Source organism: Tistrella mobilis (genome assembly GCF_039634785.1).
Classification (GTDB): domain Bacteria; phylum Pseudomonadota; class Alphaproteobacteria; order Tistrellales; family Tistrellaceae; genus Tistrella; species Tistrella mobilis.
In genome coordinates this window covers 227,801-247,715 of the sequence record NZ_JBBIAB010000001.1, presented here as the reverse complement: position 1 = coordinate 247,715, position 19,915 = coordinate 227,801, and the positions used below count along the sequence as shown (strand labels likewise).

16 protein-coding genes, 1 tRNA gene and 1 riboswitch are annotated in these 19,915 nt (G+C 69.5%); of the genes, 11 read left to right on the top strand and 6 right to left on the bottom strand.

The features are described 5' to 3' along the window. Positions 1-73 precede the first annotated feature (73 nt). The 4 genes from hslV (at position 74) to WI697_RS01165 (ending at position 4,600) form a co-directional block, all read left to right on the top strand. Positions 74-634, top strand: coding sequence for an ATP-dependent protease subunit HslV (gene hslV, locus WI697_RS01180; RefSeq protein ID WP_014746864.1), 561 nt, complete (start codon positions 74-76; stop codon positions 632-634). Continuing rightward, positions 634-1,947: an ATP-dependent protease ATPase subunit HslU gene (gene hslU, locus WI697_RS01175; RefSeq protein WP_345957113.1), complete on the top strand. Its 1,314-nt coding sequence runs from the start codon at positions 634-636 to the stop codon at positions 1,945-1,947. The genes hslV and hslU overlap by 1 nt, the downstream gene beginning before the upstream one ends. Positions 1,948-2,155: 208 nt before the next feature. Beyond that, on the top strand, positions 2,156-3,652 hold the full coding sequence (locus WI697_RS01170; protein ID WP_231889384.1) for an ABC transporter substrate-binding protein: 1,497 nt from the start codon (positions 2,156-2,158) through the stop codon (positions 3,650-3,652). 201 nt (positions 3,653-3,853) lie between these two features. After that, on the top strand, positions 3,854-4,600 hold the full coding sequence (locus WI697_RS01165) for an SAM-dependent methyltransferase (protein WP_345957112.1): 747 nt from the start codon (positions 3,854-3,856) through the stop codon (positions 4,598-4,600). 19 nt (positions 4,601-4,619) lie between these two features. Here the strand turns inward: WI697_RS01165 and xth are convergent, their stop codons facing one another. From xth to WI697_RS01140, 5 genes are all read right to left on the bottom strand, one after another. Further along, positions 4,620-5,426 carry an exodeoxyribonuclease III gene (gene xth, locus WI697_RS01160; RefSeq protein WP_345957111.1) on the bottom strand — a complete coding sequence of 269 codons (807 nt, stop codon included), beginning with the start codon at positions 5,424-5,426 and terminating at the stop codon, positions 4,620-4,622. Positions 5,427-5,509: 83 nt separating this feature from the next. Continuing rightward, positions 5,510-6,520 (bottom strand): AraC-like transcriptional regulator QhpR, encoded by a 1,011-nt coding sequence (gene qhpR / locus WI697_RS01155; protein WP_345957110.1) that lies wholly within the window; start codon positions 6,518-6,520, stop codon positions 5,510-5,512. A 179-nt stretch (positions 6,521-6,699) separates the two neighbouring features. Continuing rightward, positions 6,700-7,407, bottom strand: a complete 708-nt coding sequence (locus WI697_RS01150; RefSeq protein WP_298650277.1) for a sulfite exporter TauE/SafE family protein — start codon at positions 7,405-7,407, stop codon at positions 6,700-6,702. A 58-nt stretch (positions 7,408-7,465) separates the two neighbouring features. Then, on the bottom strand, positions 7,466-9,388 hold the full coding sequence (locus tag WI697_RS01145) for a primary-amine oxidase (RefSeq protein WP_345957109.1): 1,923 nt from the start codon (positions 9,386-9,388) through the stop codon (positions 7,466-7,468). A 77-nt stretch (positions 9,389-9,465) separates the two neighbouring features. Then, entirely contained in the window at positions 9,466-10,929 is a 1,464-nt protein-coding gene (locus WI697_RS01140) for an APC family permease (RefSeq protein ID WP_298650272.1), read from the bottom strand. A gap of 363 nt (positions 10,930-11,292) precedes the next feature. Between WI697_RS01140 and WI697_RS01135 the strand changes: the two genes are divergently transcribed. Continuing rightward, positions 11,293-12,795, top strand: coding sequence for an NADP-dependent isocitrate dehydrogenase (locus tag WI697_RS01135; RefSeq protein ID WP_062769081.1), 1,503 nt, complete (start codon positions 11,293-11,295; stop codon positions 12,793-12,795). Between the two features lie 113 nt (positions 12,796-12,908). On the opposite strand, the gene WI697_RS01130 is transcribed toward WI697_RS01135, so the two are convergent. Further along, positions 12,909-12,983: transfer RNA gene (locus WI697_RS01130), tRNA-Gly, on the bottom strand. 157 nt (positions 12,984-13,140) lie between these two features. On the opposite strand from WI697_RS01130, the gene WI697_RS01125 reads away from it, so the two are divergent. The 6 genes from WI697_RS01125 (at position 13,141) to apaG (ending at position 19,778) form a co-directional block, all read left to right on the top strand. Then, positions 13,141-14,001, top strand: coding sequence for a hypothetical protein (locus WI697_RS01125; protein WP_062769084.1), 861 nt, complete (start codon positions 13,141-13,143; stop codon positions 13,999-14,001). A 68-nt stretch (positions 14,002-14,069) separates the two neighbouring features. Then, positions 14,070-15,353: an ABC transporter substrate-binding protein gene (locus tag WI697_RS01120; protein WP_345957108.1), complete on the top strand. Its 1,284-nt coding sequence runs from the start codon at positions 14,070-14,072 to the stop codon at positions 15,351-15,353. Between the two features lie 7 nt (positions 15,354-15,360). Continuing rightward, positions 15,361-17,076, top strand: a complete 1,716-nt coding sequence (locus WI697_RS01115; RefSeq protein WP_345957107.1) for an ABC transporter permease family protein — start codon at positions 15,361-15,363, stop codon at positions 17,074-17,076. Further along, positions 17,073-17,723: an ATP-binding cassette domain-containing protein gene (locus WI697_RS01110; RefSeq protein ID WP_345957106.1), complete on the top strand. Its 651-nt coding sequence runs from the start codon at positions 17,073-17,075 to the stop codon at positions 17,721-17,723. Before WI697_RS01115 ends, WI697_RS01110 begins: the two co-directional genes overlap by 4 nt. A 69-nt stretch (positions 17,724-17,792) precedes the next feature. Next, positions 17,793-17,872, top strand: a riboswitch (SAM riboswitch). Between the two features lie 56 nt (positions 17,873-17,928). After that, entirely contained in the window at positions 17,929-19,209 is a 1,281-nt protein-coding gene (metZ, locus tag WI697_RS01105; protein WP_156503298.1) for an O-succinylhomoserine sulfhydrylase, read from the top strand. Positions 19,210-19,370: 161 nt separating this feature from the next. Continuing rightward, positions 19,371-19,778 (top strand): Co2+/Mg2+ efflux protein ApaG, encoded by a 408-nt coding sequence (gene apaG, locus WI697_RS01100; protein WP_062767251.1) that lies wholly within the window; start codon positions 19,371-19,373, stop codon positions 19,776-19,778. The last annotated feature ends 137 nt before the right edge of the window (positions 19,779-19,915 follow it).

The following is a 19,915-nucleotide window of genomic DNA, read 5'->3' as shown; positions in this document are numbered from 1 at the left end:
CGACCACATGAGCGGGCATTCCGGCGGTGATCCATCACCGCCGGCCTCCCATCGAGGACAGGCTCTGCAGACGATGAGCAACGGCGAGACGACGACGACATGGCACGGCACCACGATCCTTTCGGTGCGCAGGGGCGGCCGGGTGGTGATCGCGGGTGACGGGCAGGTGTCGCTCGGTCAGACGGTGATGAAGGCCAATGCCCGCAAGGTGCGGCGCATCGGCGACGGCAGCGTGATCGTGGGCTTCGCGGGCGCCACGGCGGATGCCTTCACGCTGGTCGAGCGGCTGGAAGCGAAGCTCGAACGGCACCCGAAGCAGCTGGCGCGCGCCTGCGTGGAGCTGGCCAAGGACTGGCGCACCGACCGCTATCTGCGCCGGCTGGAGGCGATGATGGCCGTGGCCGATGCCAAGGTCTCGCTGGTGCTGACCGGCAATGGCGACGTGCTGGAGCCGCAGGACGGCATCATCGGCATCGGATCGGGCGGCACCTATGCGCTGGCCGCCGCCCGGGCGCTGGCCGATATCGAGGGGCTGGACGCCGAGACCATCGCCCGCAAGTCGATGAAGGTTGCGGCCGAGATCTGCGTCTACACCAACCACGAAGTCGTCGTCGAGAGCCTGGAGACCGCGTGATGGACACCCCCGCCTTTACCCCGCGCGAGATCGTCTCGGAACTCGACCGCTATATCGTGGGCCAGGGCCAGGCCAAGCGCGCCGTGGCCGTGGCGCTGCGCAACCGCTGGCGCCGCCAGCAGCTGCCGGAAGGGCTGCGCGAGGAGGTTCTGCCCAAGAACATCCTGATGATCGGCCCGACCGGCGTCGGCAAGACCGAGATCGCGCGCCGGCTGGCCAAGCTGGCCAACGCGCCCTTCCTGAAGGTCGAGGCGACCAAGTTCACCGAGGTCGGCTATGTCGGCCGCGACGTGGAACAGATCGTCCGCGACCTGGTCGAGGTGGCGCTGGTCCAGGTGCGCGAGCAGCGCCGGCGCGATGTCCGCGCCCGGGCCGAACTCGGCGCCGAAGAGCGGCTGCTGAACGCCCTGGTCGGCGAGACCGCCAATGCCGACACCCGGCAGAAGTTCCGCAAGATGCTGCGCGAAGGCACGCTGGACGATCGCGAGATCGAGATCGAGGTCGCCGAGACCTCGGTCGCGGCACCGGCCTTCGAGGTGCCGGGCATGCCGCCCGGCCAGATGGGCATGGTGAACCTGTCGGACATGATGTCGAAGATGTTCGGCGGCCGCCAGGCGCGGCGCAAGCTGACGGTCAAGCGGGCCATGGAGCTGCTGCTGACCGAAGAAAGCGACAAGCTGCTCGACCAGGAAGAGATCACCCGCACCGCCCTGGCCCAGGTGGAGCAGAACGGCATCGTCTTCCTGGACGAGATCGACAAGATCTGCGCCCGTGAAGGCCGCAGCGGGGCCGATGTCAGCCGCGAAGGCGTGCAGCGCGACCTGCTGCCGCTGATCGAGGGCACCTCGGTCGCGACCAAACACGGCGCGGTCAAGACCGACCACATCCTGTTCATCGCCTCGGGCGCCTTCCATGTCGCCAAGCCCTCGGACCTCTTGCCCGAACTTCAGGGCCGCCTGCCGATCCGGGTGGAGCTGGAAGCGCTGTCGCGCGACGATCTGGTCCGGATCCTGACCGAGCCCGAGGCGAGCCTGGTGCGCCAGTATGCCGCCCTGCTCGGCACCGAGGGGGTGACGCTGGACTTCCAGACCGACGGCATCGCCGCCATCGCCGACATCGCCGCCGAGATCAACCGCGGCGTCGAGAATATCGGCGCCCGCCGTCTGCACACGGTGATGGAACGGCTGCTCGACGAGGTCAGCTTCGGCGCGACCGACCATTCCGGCCAGACGGTCGCGATCGATGCGGCCTATGTGGAGAAGCAGCTGGGCGGCATCTCGCGCGATGCCGATCTCTCCAAGTTCATCCTCTGATCCCGGGGATGGCGCCGGCCGCAACCGGCGCGTAATATTCCGGACCCGAACGGCGCCCGCATCGAAAGGATCGATGCGGGCGCTGTCATATAAGTGTCATATTTTTGCAGAACTTCCGTCGCGATCCGCTACCATTCTCTGGCTCACCGGCACTCCCCCGGCGTTGCCGCCGTCTTCAGGCTGCAGATAAGAACAGGATCGCACCCGCATGCACCGTCGCACGCTTAAAGCTGCCGTTGTCGCCGCCTTCGCGGTGTTCGGCGCTGTCATGGCGGCCGAGGCCGCCCCCCGTGATACCCTCGTGATCGGCATCCAGCAGGAGCCGACCTCGATGGACCCGACCTCGGACGCCACCGCGTCGATCGACACCATCCTGACCCGGAACGTGTTCGAGACGCTGACCACCGCCGACGAGACCGGCACGGTGCAGCCGCTGCTGGCGAAGTCGTGGGAGGTGTCGCCCGACGGCAAGGTCTATACCTTCAAGCTGAACGAGGGCGTGACCTTCACCGACGGCAAGCCGCTGGATGCCTCCACGGTCAAATTCGCCTTCGAACGAGCGATGGCGCCGGACAGCACCAATCCCAGCAAGACGATCTTCGCGCTGATCACCGGCATCGAAACCCCGGACGCCACCACCGTGGTCATCCGGCTGAAGGAGCCCGACGCCTATTTCCTGGCCAATCTGGCGATGGGCGATGCCGCGATCGTGCATCCGGACACGGCTGCGAACAACAAGACCACGCCGGTCGGATCGGGCCCCTACAAGGTGAAGGAATGGGTGCGCGGCGATCGCGTGGTGCTGGAGCGCAACGACGCCAACCGGCTGGCGGCGAAGGCGAAGCTGCGCGAGGTGAGCTTCCGGGTGATCCCCGATCCCAACACCGCCGCGGCGGCGCTGTTCTCGGGCGACATCAACGCCTTCCCGGTGATCCCGGCGCCCGAGACGCTGGAGCAGTTCAAGCAGGACAAGCGCTTCGTCGTGGTCTCGGGCACGACCGAGGGCGAGGTGATCCTGGCGATGAACAACGCCAAGCCGCCCTTCAACGACATCCGCGTGCGCCGGGCGATCAACCATCTGCTCGACCGTCAGGAGATCATCGACGGCGCGATGTCGGGCTACGGCACCCCGATCGGCAGCCATTTCCCGCCCCACAACCCGGCCTATGTCGACCTGACCGGCCGCTATCCGCATGACGTCGCCAAGGCCAAGGAACTGCTGGCCGAGGCCGGCTTCCCCAACGGCTTCGAGACCACCCTGCAGCTGCCCCCGCCGCCCTATGCCCGCCGCTCGGGCGAGATCATCCGCGAGCAGCTGGCCGCCGGCGGCATCCGCGTCCAGCTGGTGAACGTGGAATTCCCGTTCTGGCTGTCGGAGGTCTACAAGAAGAAGCTCTACGACATGACGATCATCGCGCATGTCTCGCCGCGCGACCTGTCGAACTACATCAAGGGCACGGAGTACTTCTACGGCTATGACAGCCCCGAGTTCCGCGCGATGTACGACGATTTCCGCAAGACCGTCGACCCGCAGCAGCAGATCGAAAAGCTGAAGGGCCTGCAGACCAAACTGGCCGACGATGCCGTGCACGGCTTCCTGTTCCAGCTGGCCCAGGCCGGCGTCTACGACGCGAAGCTGCGCGGCTACTGGAAGAACGCGCCGGAACTGATCACCCCGCTGACCGACATGTATTGGGCCGACTGAGGGCCTGTATGCCCCTCTGCCCGAACGGGCACAGGACCGTCCGACCTGCGGGCGCCGTGTTGTTGCGGCGCCCGTTTTCATGTCCGGCCCCGGGCTGCTGCGGCGGAATGCCGCCTTCGGCCAGATATGTTGCCGCAGATCGGGCCGTTATGATCGGGCCGAACACTGCAAAGCCTTGCCGTTCGAGGGGCGCCTTCAGCGATGGACATTCCGCGGATCTTCAACATCACCGAAAGTGCACACCGCATCCACAACCCGATCACTCCCGAAAAGCTTGCCACGCTGGGGGCCGCATTGCGTCTGAAGCCGGGGGCCCGGGTGCTCGATCTGGGCAGCGGATCGGGTGAGATGCTCTGCACCTGGGCGCGCGATCACGGCATCACCGGCACCGGCATCGACATGAGTGCGCTGTTCACCCGGCAGGCACGGCGCCGGGCCGAAGACCTCGGCGTCGCCCACCAGGTCAGCTTCATCCACGACGATGCGGCCGGTCATGTCTCTGACCGGAAGGTCGATGTGGCGGCCTGTGTCGGCGCGACCTGGATTGCCGGCGGCGTTGACGGCACGGTCGAGCTTCTGGCACGCAGCCTGCGCCCCGGTGGCATCATCCTGATCGGCGAACCCTACTGGCGTCGCCTGCCTCCGACCGACGAGGTCGCCCGGGGATGCCTTGCCGGCGGCATTGCCGATTTTCTGCCGCTTCCCGAACGGCTCGCCTCTTTCGGGCATCTTGGTTACGACGTGGTGGAAATGGTTCTGGCCGACCAGGACGGGTGGGACAGATACGAGGCGGCCAAATGGCTCACCATGCGGCGGTGGCTGGATGCCAATCCGGATGACGAGCTTGCAGGCGAGGTGCGCGCCAGACTGACGACCGAGCCGGTGCGCTATGCCGCCCATACCCGTGACTATCTCGGATGGGGCGTCTTCGCGTTGATGAAGCGGTGATGTGTCGGAGGTCCGGCTCTCAGGCCGGATCGATATCGACCATCACCGGCACATGGTCGGAGGGCTGTTCCCAGCCGCGCGCCTCTTTCAGGACCAGGGCGCCGCGCACCCGGGGGGCCAGGGTCGCGTCGGTCCAGATGTGGTCGAGCCGGCGGCCGCGATCGGCGGCGGCCCAGTCGCGGGCACGGTAGGACCACCAGGAATAGAGCTTCTGTTCGGGCGGGATGACCTGGCGGACCACGTCGACCCAGGCACCGGCGGCCTGGACGGCGTCGAGCTTTTCGACCTCGACGGGCGTGTGGCTGACCACCTTCAGCAGCTGCTTGTGGCTCCAGACATCGGTTTCGAGCGGCGCGATATTGAGGTCGCCGACCATGATCCGCGGCGCGGTGCTGCCGGCGATCTCTGGCCCCCAGGCGGTCAGATCGTCCAGGAAGCGCAGCTTATGGGCGAATTTCGGATTGACCTCGGGGTCGGGGACATCGCCGCCGGCCGGCACGTAGAAATTGTGCACGATCATGCCGTCGGGCAGGCGGGCCGAGATGTGGCGGGCATCCTCGACACCACCCCAGAAGCGGTGGCCGGCGGGTTCGATCGGCCGCTTCGACAGGATCGCGACGCCGTTATAGCCCTTGTCGCCGCGGAACGAGACATGGGCGAAGCCCAGCGCCTGCACGGCTTCCAGCGGAAAATTGGCGTCGTCGACCTTGGTCTCCTGCAGGCAGACCACGTCGGGGCGGGTCTCCTCCACCACCCGGCCCAGCAGCGGCATGCGCAGCCGCAGCGAATTGATGTTCCAGGTGATCAGGCGCAGGCGGTCGGTCATCGGCGGCGTCTCCGGCGGGAACGGGTCGCCGATCTTCGCGGACCCGGCTGCCGGTGACAAGCCCGGCGGCCGGCGATCTGGAGTTATGCCGCCCTGAAGGCGGCGGGTGACCGGCCGGTCATCGCCTTGAAGGCACGGGTGAAGGCGCTGGTTTCGCTATAGCCCAGATGCAGCGCGATCTGGGTGACCGGCATCCGGGTTTCGGTCAGCATCGCCCGGGCGAGGCGCAGCCGGACCCGGTTGCGCAGATCGGCGAAGGCCACGCCCGCGGCGTCGAGCTTGCGCTGCAGGGTGCGCGGGCTCATGCCCAGATCGGCGGCGAGGCCGGCCAGTTCCACCGGCATGCCGCGATGCAGCGCCTCGACCATCCAGGCCTCGATGCCGGCGGTGAAATCGATCCGGGCGGTGTGGCGGGCCATCCGGCGGGCGAGATCGTCTTCCACCCGCCGGCAGCGGCCGGGATCGGCGGTCGGGATTGCGGCATCCAGCCAGTGGGCGGGGAAGAGCAGCGCGTTCTCGCGCGCACCGAAGCGGACCGGGCAGTCGAAATGATGGCGATAGTCGGGCACGTCGCCCTGGGGCTGGTGGCGGAACTCCACCCGGCTCGCCCGGAAGCGCGGCCCGGCCAGCCAGGCCACGACATGATGCTGCAGCGCCAGGGTGAAATTGGCGTCCTGGGCCCGTTCATGCACCGTCGGATCCTCGATTTCGTAGGACAGCCGGGCAAGATCGCCCGCGACCTCCAGCCGGACCCGGGTGTTGTCCTGGGCGGTGGGCAGATAGCGGCAGAACTTCTCCAGCGCGCCGCCGACCGTCAGATCGCAGTGAAACACCTCCCCCACCCCGCCCAGCCGGCGGATGTCGAAGACCCGGCCGTAATCGAGCCCGAAGGTGGTGGAGCCGGTATCGGCGGCGGCGGCTTCCAGGGTGGCGGTGAAGCTGGCGAGCGGCAGAACCTCGGCCCCGCCCGGCTCGGGCGGCAGGCCGATCCGGGCATAGACCTCTTCCGGCCTGCCGCCCTTCGACCTGATGATCGAGGTCAGTCCGTCAATGGCGCCCGAGGTGATGGTACCGAAGTGATGGGGCGAGATCATGGGCCGGACTCTCGTTTTACTCGGAGTCGGGGGCCCCTTCGTCTTGCAAGATGCGTACCGTTATTTCGAAGAGCGAGAGAGTGGCCCGGTCTGCGGGATAAAGCCGCCGGGCGGGGCCGGTTCTTCGGCTTTGTCTGCCCTGTTTTTAGTCAATCAGAATGATTCCAGGGATCATGCATCTAAAACAGGCAGATTTCGGTGAGCAGGGCCGGCGGCACCGCCAGGGTGACGAGGCCGATCAGACCCAGACCGACACCCGCCGCCAGCCGCAGCCGTGGTGCGCCGTGGCGGGCCCGGGTGATGAGCCCGCCCGCCCCGAGTGCCGCGGCGGCGACCGCCGGCATGGTGCCGAGGGCGAAGCCCGCCATCACCAGCGCGCCGCCGGTGGCGGATCCGGCGAGCAGGGCGGTGAGCAGGGCGGCATAGACCATGCCGCAGGGCATCAGCCCCCAGACCGCCCCCAATGCGACGGCGCGGACACCGGGGCCGGCGGGAACCGGCTGCGGCAGCAGCCCGGCTGCGGCGGCACCCGCCCGGCGGGCCAGGCCGTCGAGCAGCCGTGGCCCCCGGCCGATGCCGGCCAGGGCGGCCCCCACCCAGAGCAGGTTCAGCGCCGCTGCAACCCTGAGCAGCTGGTTGGCGCCGGCCAGATCGAGCAGCCCGGCGACCCCGGCCGAGCCGGTCCCGGCCACGGCGCCGGCCAGAGTGTAGGTGAGCGCCCGCCCCGACTGGATGCGCAGCAGCGCCCCGGCCCGGCCGCGGGCCGTGGCGGCGGGCCGGGCGGCAAGCAGGGTGGCAGAGGCGATGCCGCCGCAGATGCCGGCGCAATGCAGGCTGCCCGCCAGCCCCAGAAGCAGCCCGCCCATGAAGGTCGGCAGCACGGCCATGACCCTCTCCCCCTCCCTCTCCCGTCGTACCTTTGTGCGCCTCAGGCCTTTGTGCGCCTCAGGCCGAGGCGTGGGCGCAGCAGCTGGCGGCGTTGGTCTCGGGCGCCATGTCGATGCAGGGATTGCCGTTGAAGAAACCCGACGGCATCAGCTTGAAGCCGGTCATCACGCAGGGCTGGACGGGGAAATCCTCGATCCGGACCGGGTGGTGCAGGCCGAAGACATGCCAGAGCACGATGTCGGCATTCTCGATCGGCCGGTCCTGCTTCACGAAATCGGGCAGGCCGCCGGCGCCGGTCGAATGGTTCATATGCTCGCCCGCCGGGAAGCGCTCTTCCGGATCATAGGCGGTGACCCAGACATGGTTCTGCACGAAGCCCGCCCGCTTTCCCGAGGGGCTGTCGGGATGGACGAAGGGGGTGACGCAATGGCCGGGTTCCAGCTTGTAGGCGACCGGCGTGCCGGCATGGTTCAGCCGGCCGGGGTTGATCACCTTCCAATAACGATGGCTGGCGGGATCGATCCGCCGGCAGGCCTCCAGCTCGGTCTTCAGCACCGTCTGGGCCTCGTAGAAGGCATTGCCATAGGGGTTGTCGGGGCCCGGCGCCTCGGCATAGGTGTTGCACTCGACGAAGCTGTTGGCGTCGCCGTCGATCGCCATGTCCAGCCGGGCGCAGAAAATGTGCTGATGGATATGGCCGACCACCCCCGGCGCCACCTCGCGGCCGTATTTGGGCGGCTGGCCGGGGATGCAGGCGGCGGTGTTGATGATGCCCGTCGCCTTCATCTCGAACTCGATCGTGCCGTCGATGTGGAAGTACCAGTAGAGCGCATATTCGTAATTGCCGACCGTGCAGATGCACGACACCACCAGCTTGCGCGCCCGGCGCACCTCGGCCCGTTCGGTGCGGAAGTCCCAGTGCTTCCAGAGCAGGCCGGAATCCTCTTCATGGATGCAGATCGCCTTCTCGATGGTCATCACCTCGCCGCTCATGGTGGCGAGATGGACGTCGAGATATTCGATGGCGCCCAGGCAGTCGCAGCCGAGCTTGAGCGAATTGGCGAGCTTGCCGATGCCGTATTCGCCGATGTCGAACACGTTCTTGCGGAAATGGCCGTTGTCGGGGCTGCCATAGGGCACAACCATCTCGACCAGCGAGGCGCGGTGGATGACCGGCCGGCCGTCATAGCGGATGTCGTGGAGGGTGAGCGATTCGCGGGCATTGAAGCCCACCACCAGCGACCACTTGTCCCAGCTGAGCACGGGGCCGTCGAGGCGGAAGCTGACGCCTTCGGGCTGAACCACGTTGAGCGGCTTCAGCGCCGGGCGGAAGCTGTCGCGGAACTGGGATTCGTAATTGTGCTCTCCCATCGGCACCGGCACGACGCCGTAATCGTCGACCCGGATGACCTCCTGCGTCTTCAGGTCGACCACCGCATTCACGCCCTCGATCGGATGGGCGTAGAAGTTTTCGTTCTCGCGCAGCCGCAGCCAGGCGAAGGTGTGGCAGAGATGGCGGTCTTCCTCTCCCGGCACCGAGAAATTGCCCGCCGACCAGGGGTCGACGCAGACCATCGCCATGTCGGTAATGCCGCGCTTCGCACAGGCGGCGACGAAATCGGGGCTCGCCTTCACGATGTCCTCGATCGCCATGAACTGTTCCAGCTGGATCATCGGCCGGGCATCCGGCGCTTCGGTGACCGCGGTGACGGCGCCCGCATCCAGGTCGACCACGGTGCGGGTGACGCCCAGCCGGTGCAGGCTGAACAGGTTGACCCGCGCCTCACGCGGGACCGGGCTCCCGGCCCGATAGGCGGCCTTGTCGGGCTCTTTCAACTCGACGGTTTCGATGGCGAGCCCGGCCAGTTCGGGCCGGGTGCGGACGATCGAGACCGCCTTGCGGATCTCGTCCGGTGACAGCGGACGCAGCGGGTGCAGCACGTCGAGGGTGCGGGTGGCCTGGCCGTGGCAGCAATCCATGGGGCGAACTCCTGAAGGCGTGACGTCTGAAGGAATGCGGGGGATGCGGGGGCCGGGAAAGGTGTGAGAGCGGACGGTCAGGCGATCTCTTCGAAGGCCCTGCCGATGCGGGCATAGACGGCGGGCCTGCGGGCGCGCAGGCCCAGGGCGAAGGCGATGCCGAGGGCGCCGATCGCCAGGATCAGCAGCGGGAAGGCGGCGACCAGGCCCGAATCCGATCCGCTGACCAGCTCGACATTCGCGATCACCAGCCAGAGACAGACGGCAAGCCCGAGGCCCGACAGTGCCGGCGCGATCGCCCGGTTCCAGAGCCGGACGCCGCGGCTGTCGCTGCGGAAGAAGCCCAGCACCGACAGCGAGACCAGGATCTGCATCACCAGAATGCCGATGCTGGCGAAGGTGCTCATCCAGGCGAAGACCACGGCGAAGGGGTCGAGACCCGAAAGCGCGAACAGGATGACGGCAGCCATGGCAAGCCCGGTCTGCACCAGCCCTGCCACATGAGGAGACTGGTGATCGGCATGGGTGCGGGCAAGGCCGGCCCAGGCCAGACCTTCCCGGCCGATGGCGAAGAAATAGCGGTTGATGGTGTTGTGGAACGACAGCGCGCAGGCGAACAGGCTGGTGATCAGCAGCAGGTTCATGATCGTGGTCACCGCCGGGCCGAGCAGCGCGTCCGAGGCATCGAAGAACAGGGTGGCGGTGTGTTCGGTGGCGGCGGCGACGATATGGGACGGGCCGTAATACTGGGTGATCGCCCAGGTCGAGAAGGCATAGAAGCAGGCGATCACCACCACCGCCACATAGGTGGCGATCGGGATGGTCCGCCGCGGATCGCGGGCCTCTTCACCGAAGATGACGGTGGCTTCGAAGCCGATGAACGAGGCGACGACGAAGACCAGGCCGATGCCCAGCCCCTCGCCGCCGATGGTGGCGGGGGCGAAACTGGTGGCGGTGAAGCCTTCGGGGCCGCCGCCGGTGGCGACGATCGCGAGGTCCAGCACCAGCAGGATCAGGATTTCCGCCGCCATGCAGATGCCGAGCACCCGGCCGCTGAACTCGATCCGGCGCATGCCGCAGACATGGACGGCGAGACCCAGCGCCAGCGCGAAGGCCCACCAGGGCAGCAGGCCGCCGGTGGTGTCGGCCATGAAGAAGCCGAACAGGCCGAAGACCGCGATGTCGATGGCGTTGTAGGTGGCGAGCGCGATCAGCGCCCCGCCCACGCCGACCGGCTTGCCGAGACCGGCGGCGATGAAGGGATAGAAGCCGCCGGCCGAGCCGACGAAGCGGTTCATGGCGGTGAAGCCGGCGGCGAACAGCAGATAGAGTGCGCCCACCAGCAGATAGGTGCCGGGCACGCCGGCGCCGTTGCCGAAGGCGAAGGCCGCGGGCGAGGCGCCGACCACTGCGGTCAGCGGCGCCGCCGCAGCCAGGACGAAGAAGACGATGTGCGAGACGCCGACGGCGTCGCGGCGCAGTGCGCCGGCCGCCGGCGCAGCCGGGCCCTTGGCACCGGTTGCTTCCGTGATCGTGGACATGAGACCCCCGTCTGCGGCCCGGCGACGCGCTCCCCGCGTGTCCGGTGCCACATGCCTTGCGCCGTGGTCGGCGTCGTTTGCGATGTTCATCCACGAGCCTGGGGCCTTCGGCGCCCGGTCACTTGACATCGAGCGACAATTTGCCGCGCTGCATCATGAACGCGAGGGTCGGACGGGGGGCGATGCGGCTGCGCCCGGGGGTTCAATCTGCCCCCGACTTTGGTCCATCGGCGGCAAACTGTGATTGAAGCAACTTTACAAACGGCGGATCTGTGCCCAAATGCCGCGCGGGCGCGTGACCTGAGCGGTGTCGGGGGGATGCCGGCGGCCATGCACCCGTCCCGCATCGAGGAGAGCCGGAACATGCCGTCCACGACCACTGAGACCGTCAAGCCCGTCGCCCACGAAGTGGTGTTGATCGAAGGCGACGGGATCGGACCCGAGATCGCTGCAGCCGTGCGGCTGATCTTCGAGGCGGCGGCCGCCCCGGTGAGATGGACACCGGCGATCGCCGGCGGCCGCGCCTTTGCGGCCGGCGTCGCGACCGGCGTGCCGGCCGAGACGGTCGACGCGATCGAACGCGCCCGTCTGGTGCTGAAGGCGCCGCTGGAAACCCCGGTCGGCCATGGCGGCAAAAGCGCCAATGTGACGCTGCGCAAGCTGTTCGAGATGTATGCCAACATCCGGCCGGTGAAGGAACTGGCCGGCATCACCACCCCGTTCTCGGGCCGCGGCATCGACATGGTGATCGTGCGCGAGAATGTGGAAGACCTGTATGCCGGCATCGAACACATGCAGACGCCGGACACCGCCCAGGCGCTGAAGCTGATCACCCGCCGCGGCTCTGCCAAGATCGCCCGCGCGGCCTATGAACTGGCCCGGCGCGAAGGCCGCAGCCGCGTGACCGCGGTGCACAAGGCCAATATCCTGAAGCTGACCGAGGGCCTGTTCAAGCGCACGGTCGAGGCGGTGGGCGCCGGCTATCCCGACATCACCACCGACCACATGATCGTCGATGCCTGCGCCCACAAGCTGGTGGTGGCGCCCGAGCAGATCGACGTCGCGGTCATGACCAACATGAACGGCGACATCCTGTCGGACCTGGCCGCCGGCCTGGTCGGCGGCCTGGGCCTCGCCGCCAGCGCCAATGTCGGCGACCATGCGGCGATGTTCGAGGCGGTCCACGGCTCGGCCCCCGATATCGCCGGCCGCGGCCTTGCCAACCCCACCGCCTTTCTGCAGGCGGGCCTGATGCTGCTGCGCCATCTGGGCGAGGCCCGTGCGGCGGCGCGGATCGAGGCGGCGCTGGCGCTGACCCTGTCCGAAGGCCGGGTGCTGACCGGCGATCTGGCCCGCGGCAAGGTCGAGGCGGCATCGACCATGGCCTTTGCCGAGGCGGTGGCCGCCAATCTGGAGCGGGTCGACCCCGCCGCCCTGCCCGAGGTGACGGCACCGGCCGGGGCGGACGCAGCCGCCGTCCAGGCCCCGACCCCTGCCCTGCCCGACCGCATCACCGTCACCACCCGTGACGATGTCGGCTTCGACCTGTTCTTCGAGGTGGAGAACGCAGACCCTGCAGAACTGGGTGCCGAGATCACGGCGCTGGCCGAAGGCTCTCCCTTCCGGCTGAAGCACCTGTCCAACCGCGGCACCGCGATTTGGCCGGGGGCGGTGTCGCGCACCGAACTCACCCCCCACTGGCGCGCCCGTTTCGTGCGCCGCGCCGATGCCGCGGCCGGTTTCGACGATGCCGCGGCCCTGGCCCTGATCGGCAAGGTGGGCGCGCGCCATCGCTGGATGCATGTCGAGAAGCTGCTGGTGACCGATGGCGCCGACGGCTTCAGCCGCGACCAGGGCGAAGCCTGATCCGGACCCGTGCAGGGGGCGTCGCCCCCTGCACGGGGCTTGCGCTGCACGCATATCCGCCGCAGACGAAAACACCCCGCCAGGGCTGCCCTGGCGGGGTGTTTTTCTGAAACTGGAGCGGGCGATCGGGATCGAACCGACGACATTCAGCTTGGGAAGCTGACGTTCTACCGCTGAACTACGCCCGCGCGGTGCAGGCAAGATAGCCGGGCGCCCCGCCGCGATCAAGGCCGCAGATGCGGCCGCCGCCTGTGGGGCCCATGGTTTCTGCATGGTTGACCTTCCGGCCGTTCCGGGCGTGTATGGGACCGAAGCTGGAAGACAGATGATGCAGGAGGGCCCCTGATGCCGCAGATCAGCCGCCACCTCGCCGTTCTGGCCCTGCTGGGGCTTGCCGCCTGTGCGACGAAGGCGCCGGTGGCATTCCTGGCGGATGAACCGGTCCGGCCCTTCGACGGGCCGGTGACGCTGGCAGGGCCTGGGGCTGAGACCGAACTCGACTGCCGGCTGGCGATGCAGGCGACGCTGGATCCGCGGATCGGCGCGCGGGAAAGCCGCAGCGAGGGCCCGGTCGGGGTTGCCTATCACCCCCTGGACGATGGCGCGGTCCGGCTTGCCGCCGCCTTCCGCAACGCCTCGGTGGGCGCGCGCATGGTGCCGTCCGAGGGCCGGGTGGTGGTGCGGATGGATGGGGATGCCGATCGCGACCCCGCGCTTCGCCCCGCCTATCTGCTGTCGGGCTATCTGGGCTTTCTGGGCGGGGCCGGCGTCTATGGCCGGCCGCTCGACCAGGGCGACGACCTGCCGGTGCCGCCAGATCCGCCGCTGATCGCCCTGTTCCAGCAGGCGCTGGTGGCCGATCCGGCGCAAAGCGTCTATGTGCGCCGGCCCGAGGCCGCCGAACGCAGCCGGGTGGTGGCGGGCGGCATGGAGATCGACGGCCGCCCGGCGGTGATGATCCGCACCGTGTCGCATCAGATGACCGAGGTGGCGCCCGGGGTGGTGCGCGCGGGCTATCTGTCGTCGGACTATGTGACGGAAGAGATCTACGACACCGCAACCGGCCTGCCGCTGCGCCAGCAGCTGGACCTGACCATCGATGCGGTCGATGGTGCCGAGCGGACGCGGATGGTCCATCACGTCTCGACCATGACCTGTGATCCGGCGGGCGGGCCGGCGGGCGGAGATGCGCGCACGCCGACGTGATTTGTGCGCCCGCCGATGATCCGGCATATGCTTGAGACGACCGACAGCCTGGAAGAGGATGCCGAGGGATGACGCTGTGGATGCGGATCGGAGGACGGGTGGCCCTGGCGGTGGCGCTGGCCTGGGGGGCGGCGGCCCATGCGGCCGGGACCACGGCCCCCGCGCCGCAGCCGGCACCGAAGCCCCAGGGGGCCCAGCTGCGGGCGCAGACCGACTGGCAGGCGGTGCTGGACGAGGCCCGCGGCCAGACCGTGCGCTTCAATGCCTGGGGCGGTGATCCCGACATCAACGAATTCATCGAACGCGTGGCGGCCGAGACCGAGGGCTGCTGCGATGTCGTCGTCGAGCTTGTGAAGCTGGCCGATACCGCCGAGGCGGTGGCCCGGATCAAGGCCGAGGCGGCGGCAGGGAGAAAGACCGATGGCGGTTCGGTCGATCTCATCTGGATCAACGGCGAGAATTTCGCGGCGCTGCGCACGGCGGATCTGCTCTGGGGGCCGATGCTCGACCGGCTGCCCAATGCCCGCTTCATCGATCTGGGGGCCAATCCGGCACTTGCCCGCGACGGGTCATTGCCGGTCGACGGCTACGAGGTGCCCTGGGGGCTGTCGCAGTTCGGCCTGGTCTACGACCGGACGGTGACGCCCGAGCCGCCGCGCAGCCCCGCCGCCCTCGCCGACTGGATCGAGGCCCATCCCGGCCGCTTCACCTATCCGGCGCCGCCGGATTTCATCGGCAGCGCCTTCCTCAAGCAGATGCTGATCATGCTGCTGCCCAAGGAAAAGCGCCCGGCCCTGGCGCGCCCGGTGGATCCGGCCAAGGCGCCGGGCCTGACCGCGCCGCTCTGGGCCTGGCTCGACCGGATCCGGCCGGCGATGTGGCGCGAGGGGCGGGCCTTCCCGCCCAACGGCCCGGCGCTGGAGCGGATGCAGGCCGATGGCGCGGTGGATCTGGGCTTCACCTTCCATCCGGGCCAGGCGGCCTCGGCCATCGCCTCGGGGCTGATGCCGGCCTCCACCCGGGTGATCGGCTGGTCGGGCGGCAGCATCGCCAATGCCCATTTCATCGCCATTCCCGCCAATGCCGATGCCAAGGCGGGGGCGATGGTCTTCGCCAACATGCTGATCTCGCCCGAGGTTCAGGCCGCCAAGCTGGATCCGCTGATCTGGGGCGACATGACCGTGCTGTCAGCCGGGCGGCTGTCGGCAGAGGACCGGGCGGTGTTCCGCGACATCGATCTGGGCCCCGCCTGGCCGAGCGAAGAGGAGCTGGGCCCCGCCATCCCCGAGCCGCATCCCAGCTGGACCGACTGGCTGGAGGCCGAATGGGCGCGGCGCTATCTGGCCGGCTGAGCCGGGCGTGACCGGGCAGCCGGGTGCCGGAGACTGGCGGCCGGCGGCGCCGCCCGCGCGGTCGCCGCTGCTGGCCGCCGCCCCCTGGATCGCGGCCGCGGTGCTGGCACCGCCGCTGGCGGGCGGGCTGGTCGGGGCGGTCGCCGCGGCCCCGCTTTCCGCCTGGCGGCTGCTGGCGGCCGAGCCGGGCATCGGACGATCGATCCTGACCTCGGTTCTGGTGGCGGTGGCGGCGACCCTGATCTCGGCGGCGCTTGCCGGGGCGATCGCGGCGCTGGTCGCGGCACGCCCCGGCCGGGCCGGGGCCACCGAGCGGCTGGCCCTTGTCCTGGTGGCCGCCCCCCATGCCGCCGTGGCGGTGGGGCTCGCCTTCCTGATCGCGCCCACGGGACTGCTGTTCCGTCTGGCGGGCGGCTGGGTCTATACGCGCGCCGACGGGCGGGCGCTGCCGCCCGATCTGCCGCTGCCCGGCGATGCCTGGGGGCTGTCGCTGATCGCAGGGCTGGTGGTGAAAGAGATGCCCTTCCTGCTGGCGCTGACCATCGCGGCGCAGGAACGGGTGGGCGCGCGCGCCGCACTCGATCGGGCGCGCAGCCTGGGCTGGCCGGCCGCCAGCGCCTGGTGGCGGGTGGTGGCGCCGCAGATCTGGCCGCTGCTGCGCCTGCCGGTTGCGGCGGTGGCGGTCTATGGGCTGGGCACGGTCGACATGGCGCTGGTGCTGGGGCCCAGCCTGCCGCCGGTGCTGGCGGTGCGCAGCCTGTCGCTGCTGTTCGACCCCGATCCGGCCCGCGCGGCGGCCGGTGCCGCGGCCGCCCTGCTTCAGCTGATCCTGGCGGTCGGGGTGATCCTGGCCGGGCTTTGCATCGAACGGCTGGTGCGGTGCGGCGGGGCGGACCGGCTGACCGTCCGCCCCCGCCGGCCGCTGGCGCCCTTTGCCTCCCGCCTTGCCGCCGGGTTGGGGCTGCTGGTGCTGGTGATGGCGGTGCTGGCCGTGGTGACGCTGGTCTTCTGGGCCGGGGCCGCGGTCTGGCGCTTCCCCGACCCGCTGCCCGCCGGCTGGTCGACGGCACGGCTGACGGGCATGGCGGCCGGTCTGGCCCCTGCGGCGGGGGCAAGCGCGCTCTATGCCCTGCTGCCGGTGATCATCGCGGTGCCGCTGGCCCTGCTGCTGCTGGAAGGCCGGGCCAGCCGCCCTGCCGCCAGCCGCCCTGCCAATGACGCCGGCGACGCGCTGATCTATCTGCCGCTGCTGCTGCCGCCGGCGGCGTTTCTGGCCGGGTTGCAGGGCCCCGTGCTGCGGCTTGGCCTGGATGGTACCGGGCTTGCCCTGGTCTGGTGCCATCTGGCGACGGTGTTTCCCTATGTCTTTCTGGCGCTGCGCGAAAGCTATCGCCGGACCGATCCGCGGCCGCGCCGGCTGGCCCGCAGCCTGGGCCGCAGCGGCTTCGGCGCCTGGGCGGCGGTGATGCTGCCGCTGACCGCACGGCCGCTGGCGGTGGCGGCGGCGATCGGCTTTTCGGCCGGGGTGGCGCAGTATCTGCCGGCGGTGATGATCGGTGGCGGCCGGATCCCGCTGCTGGCGACCGAAGCGGTGGCGGCGGCGGCCGGGCTGGACCGTCGGGCGGCGGCGGCGGCAGCCCTGCTGCTGGCCCTGCTGCCGGCGGCGGGCTTTCTGCTGGCGAGCCTGATCCCCGAGCCGGCCGGCGGCCGGAGGCGCCGATGAGCCTGGAGCTTGAGGAGGTGGCGGTGGCGATCGGCGGCCGCCGGCTGGTGGGGCCGCTGAACCTCGGCGTGTCGCCCGGGGTGATCGGGGCGGTGCTGGGGCCGTCGGGCATCGGCAAATCGACCCTGCTGGCGGTGATCGCCGGCATCGCCGACCCGGTCGTGGCCATGCGCGGCCGCATCCTTCTGGACGGAAGGCCGATCGACGACCTGCCGCCCGAGCGGCGCCGGGTGGGGCTGATGATGCAGGACGACCTGCTGTTTCCGCATCTGACGGTGGCCGCCAATATCGGTTTCGGCCTGCCGGCCGGGCTGGACCGGGCGGCGCGGCGGGACCGGATCGCCGCGGCGCTGGCCGAGGCCGGGCTGGACGGGCTGGGCGGGCGACATCCGGCGACCCTGTCGGGCGGGCAGCGGGCGCGGGTGGCGCTGATGCGCATGCTGGCCGCGGATCCCCGGGCGGTGCTGATGGACGAACCCTTCGCCCGGCTGGACCGGCCGCTGGCCGCACGCCTGAGGGCGCTGGTCTTCGACCGCCTGCGGAGGCGTGGTGTGCCGGCGCTGATCGTGACCCATGATCCCGACGAGGCCGCCGAGGCGGGCGGGCCGATCCTGCATCTCCATCCGCCGGATGGGGAATTCTCCTGACATGATCGGTACTTGACCCCCCGTGGCGGGCGGGCGTATCGTGCCTGTCGCGTCGCCGGGGCAGGGCCTGGCGGCGATCGTGGGGATTTGGGCCGGCCGGCTTGCGGACCACGTTAATCACGCCGCTAAAAGGTCGGGGGCCGCGCACCGAACCCTTCACGCGCAGACCCGGCCAGAGGCCGGGTTTTTTTGTGGGCCGAAGACCATGCGGGATACCGAAGACCGGACGGATGTCGACGCCGACTGTGGCGACGGATTGTGGAAGGCCACGGCGGCTGCGGCCGGAACGGAAGCCGCGGCAGAGCGCGGGCTTGCGACACGCGGGCTTGCGACGCTGGCGGTACGCGCCGGGCTGGACCGCAGCCCCCATGGCGAGACCGCCGAGGCGCTGTTCCTGAATTCGGGCTATGTCTATGACGACGCCGCCCGCGCCGAGGCGCGGTTCCGCGGCGAAGAGCCGGGCTTCGTCTACAGCCGCTACGGCAATCCGACGGTGCGGACCTTCGAGGCCCGCCTGGCGGCGCTGGAAGGTGCCGAGGCCTGCCGGGCGACCGCGTCGGGCATGTCGGCGGTGTGGAATGCGCTGATCTGCCAGCTTCGCGCCGGCGACCATATCGTGGCGGCCGAGGCGCTGTTCGGATCCTGCCAGTACATCCTGGCCGAACTGCTGCCGCGCTTCGGCATCACCACCAGCTTCGTGCGCGGTGCCGATCTCGACGCCTGGGCGGCGGCGGTGCGCCCCGAGACCAAGCTGTTCTTCCTGGAGACGCCGTCCAACCCGCAGCTGGAGCTGATCGACCTGGCGGCGGTGGCCGAGATCGCCCATGCCCATGGCGCGACGCTGGTGGTCGACAACGTCTTCGCGACCCCGATCCTGCAGAAGCCGATGGCGCTGGGCGCCGATGTGGTGGTCTATTCCGCCACCAAGCATATCGACGGCCAGGGCCGGGTGCTGGGCGGGGCGATCCTGGCCAGCGAGGCGTTCTGCGACGGGGCGCTGCGCGACTTCCTGCGCCATACCGGCCCGACCCTCAGCGCCTTCAACGCCTGGGTGCTGCTGAAGGGGCTGGAGACGCTGCCGCTCAGGGTGCGGGAACAGACCCGCAGCGCCACCACCCTCGCCCGCCGTTTCGAGGGCCATCCCGCCCTCAACCGGCTGGTCTATCCGGGACTTGCCTCCCATCCCGGCCATGATCTGGCCCGGCGGCAGATGGCGGGCGGCGGCACGCTGCTGGCCTTCGATTTCAAGGGCGGCAAGGAGGCGGCCTTCCGCTTCCTGAACCGGCTGGAGATTGCCGACATCTCCAACAATCTGGGCGACGCCAAGACGCTGGCGACCCATCCCGCCACCACCACCCATCAGCGGCTGCCGGCCGAGGTGCGGGCGGCGGTGGGCATCGGCGACGGCCTGGTCCGGGTGTCGATCGGGCTTGAGGATGTCGAGGATCTGGCGGCCGATCTGGCGGCGGCACTCGACGCCGCCTGAGGCCATTGCTGCCCCTGAAACGGGTGTCGGGACACCCCGTCCCGACATCTTGGGGGCATCACCGCTTGCGCTCCGCCCTGGAAATCGGTTGCATGGGTCGCGATATTCCCTGTCCGGGCCCCTTCCGGGCCCGTCGATCCACGTTGCAGCAGGTAGGACCCATGGCGGCGGACCACGAATACAGCGCGACCACCCGCTCGATCATGGTGGCGGTGCGCCCGTTCTACGTCGACGACCAGTCCTCGCCCGAGGACGGGCAGTTCGTCTTCGCCTATCGCATCCGGATCGAGAACCACGGCGACGAGACGGTGCAGCTGCGTGCCCGCCACTGGCGGATCATCGACGGCCTGGGCCGGCTGCAGGAGGTTCGCGGTGCGGGTGTGGTCGGCGAACAGCCGGTGCTGGCGCCGGGCGAGAGCTTCGAATACACCAGCGGGGCGCCGCTCACCACGCCTTCGGGCATCATGGGCGGCAGCTACCAGATGGAGAGCGCCGGCGGCGAAACCTTCGAGGTCCAGATCCCGACCTTTTCGCTCGACAGCCCCCATGCGGCGCACACGATCAACTGAGTCCGATCCCGGTTCTGCCGTGGCCCGCGCTTGCAGGTGCCTGCGCTGCGACCTATAGTCAGAGTTACGTCGAACACATCATCAGCAATCAATGGTTGATATGTGCTTCGGATCGTGGGCAGGATGATCCGCCGTAT

What these genes read in the sequence shown, in the direction of transcription:
- hslV (WP_014746864.1), top strand. Translation starts at nt 74, where the DNA reads ATGAGCAACGGCGAGACGACGACGACATGGCACGGCACCACGATCCTT.
- hslU (WP_345957113.1), top strand. Translation starts at nt 634, where the DNA reads ATGGACACCCCCGCCTTTACCCCGCGCGAGATCGTCTCGGAACTCGAC.
- WI697_RS01170 (WP_231889384.1), top strand. Translation starts at nt 2,156, where the DNA reads ATGCACCGTCGCACGCTTAAAGCTGCCGTTGTCGCCGCCTTCGCGGTG.
- WI697_RS01165 (WP_345957112.1), top strand. Translation starts at nt 3,854, where the DNA reads ATGGACATTCCGCGGATCTTCAACATCACCGAAAGTGCACACCGCATC.
- xth (WP_345957111.1), bottom strand. Translation starts at nt 5,426, where the DNA reads ATGACCGACCGCCTGCGCCTGATCACCTGGAACATCAATTCGCTGCGG.
- qhpR (WP_345957110.1), bottom strand. Translation starts at nt 6,520, where the DNA reads ATGATCTCGCCCCATCACTTCGGTACCATCACCTCGGGCGCCATTGAC.
- WI697_RS01150 (WP_298650277.1), bottom strand. Translation starts at nt 7,407, where the DNA reads ATGGCCGTGCTGCCGACCTTCATGGGCGGGCTGCTTCTGGGGCTGGCG.
- WI697_RS01145 (WP_345957109.1), bottom strand. Translation starts at nt 9,388, where the DNA reads ATGGATTGCTGCCACGGCCAGGCCACCCGCACCCTCGACGTGCTGCAC.
- WI697_RS01140 (WP_298650272.1), bottom strand. Translation starts at nt 10,929, where the DNA reads ATGTCCACGATCACGGAAGCAACCGGTGCCAAGGGCCCGGCTGCGCCG.
- WI697_RS01135 (WP_062769081.1), top strand. Translation starts at nt 11,293, where the DNA reads ATGCCGTCCACGACCACTGAGACCGTCAAGCCCGTCGCCCACGAAGTG.
- WI697_RS01125 (WP_062769084.1), top strand. Translation starts at nt 13,141, where the DNA reads ATGCCGCAGATCAGCCGCCACCTCGCCGTTCTGGCCCTGCTGGGGCTT.
- WI697_RS01120 (WP_345957108.1), top strand. Translation starts at nt 14,070, where the DNA reads ATGACGCTGTGGATGCGGATCGGAGGACGGGTGGCCCTGGCGGTGGCG.
- WI697_RS01110 (WP_345957106.1), top strand. Translation starts at nt 17,073, where the DNA reads ATGAGCCTGGAGCTTGAGGAGGTGGCGGTGGCGATCGGCGGCCGCCGG.
- metZ (WP_156503298.1), top strand. Translation starts at nt 17,929, where the DNA reads ATGCGGGATACCGAAGACCGGACGGATGTCGACGCCGACTGTGGCGAC.
- apaG (WP_062767251.1), top strand. Translation starts at nt 19,371, where the DNA reads ATGGCGGCGGACCACGAATACAGCGCGACCACCCGCTCGATCATGGTG.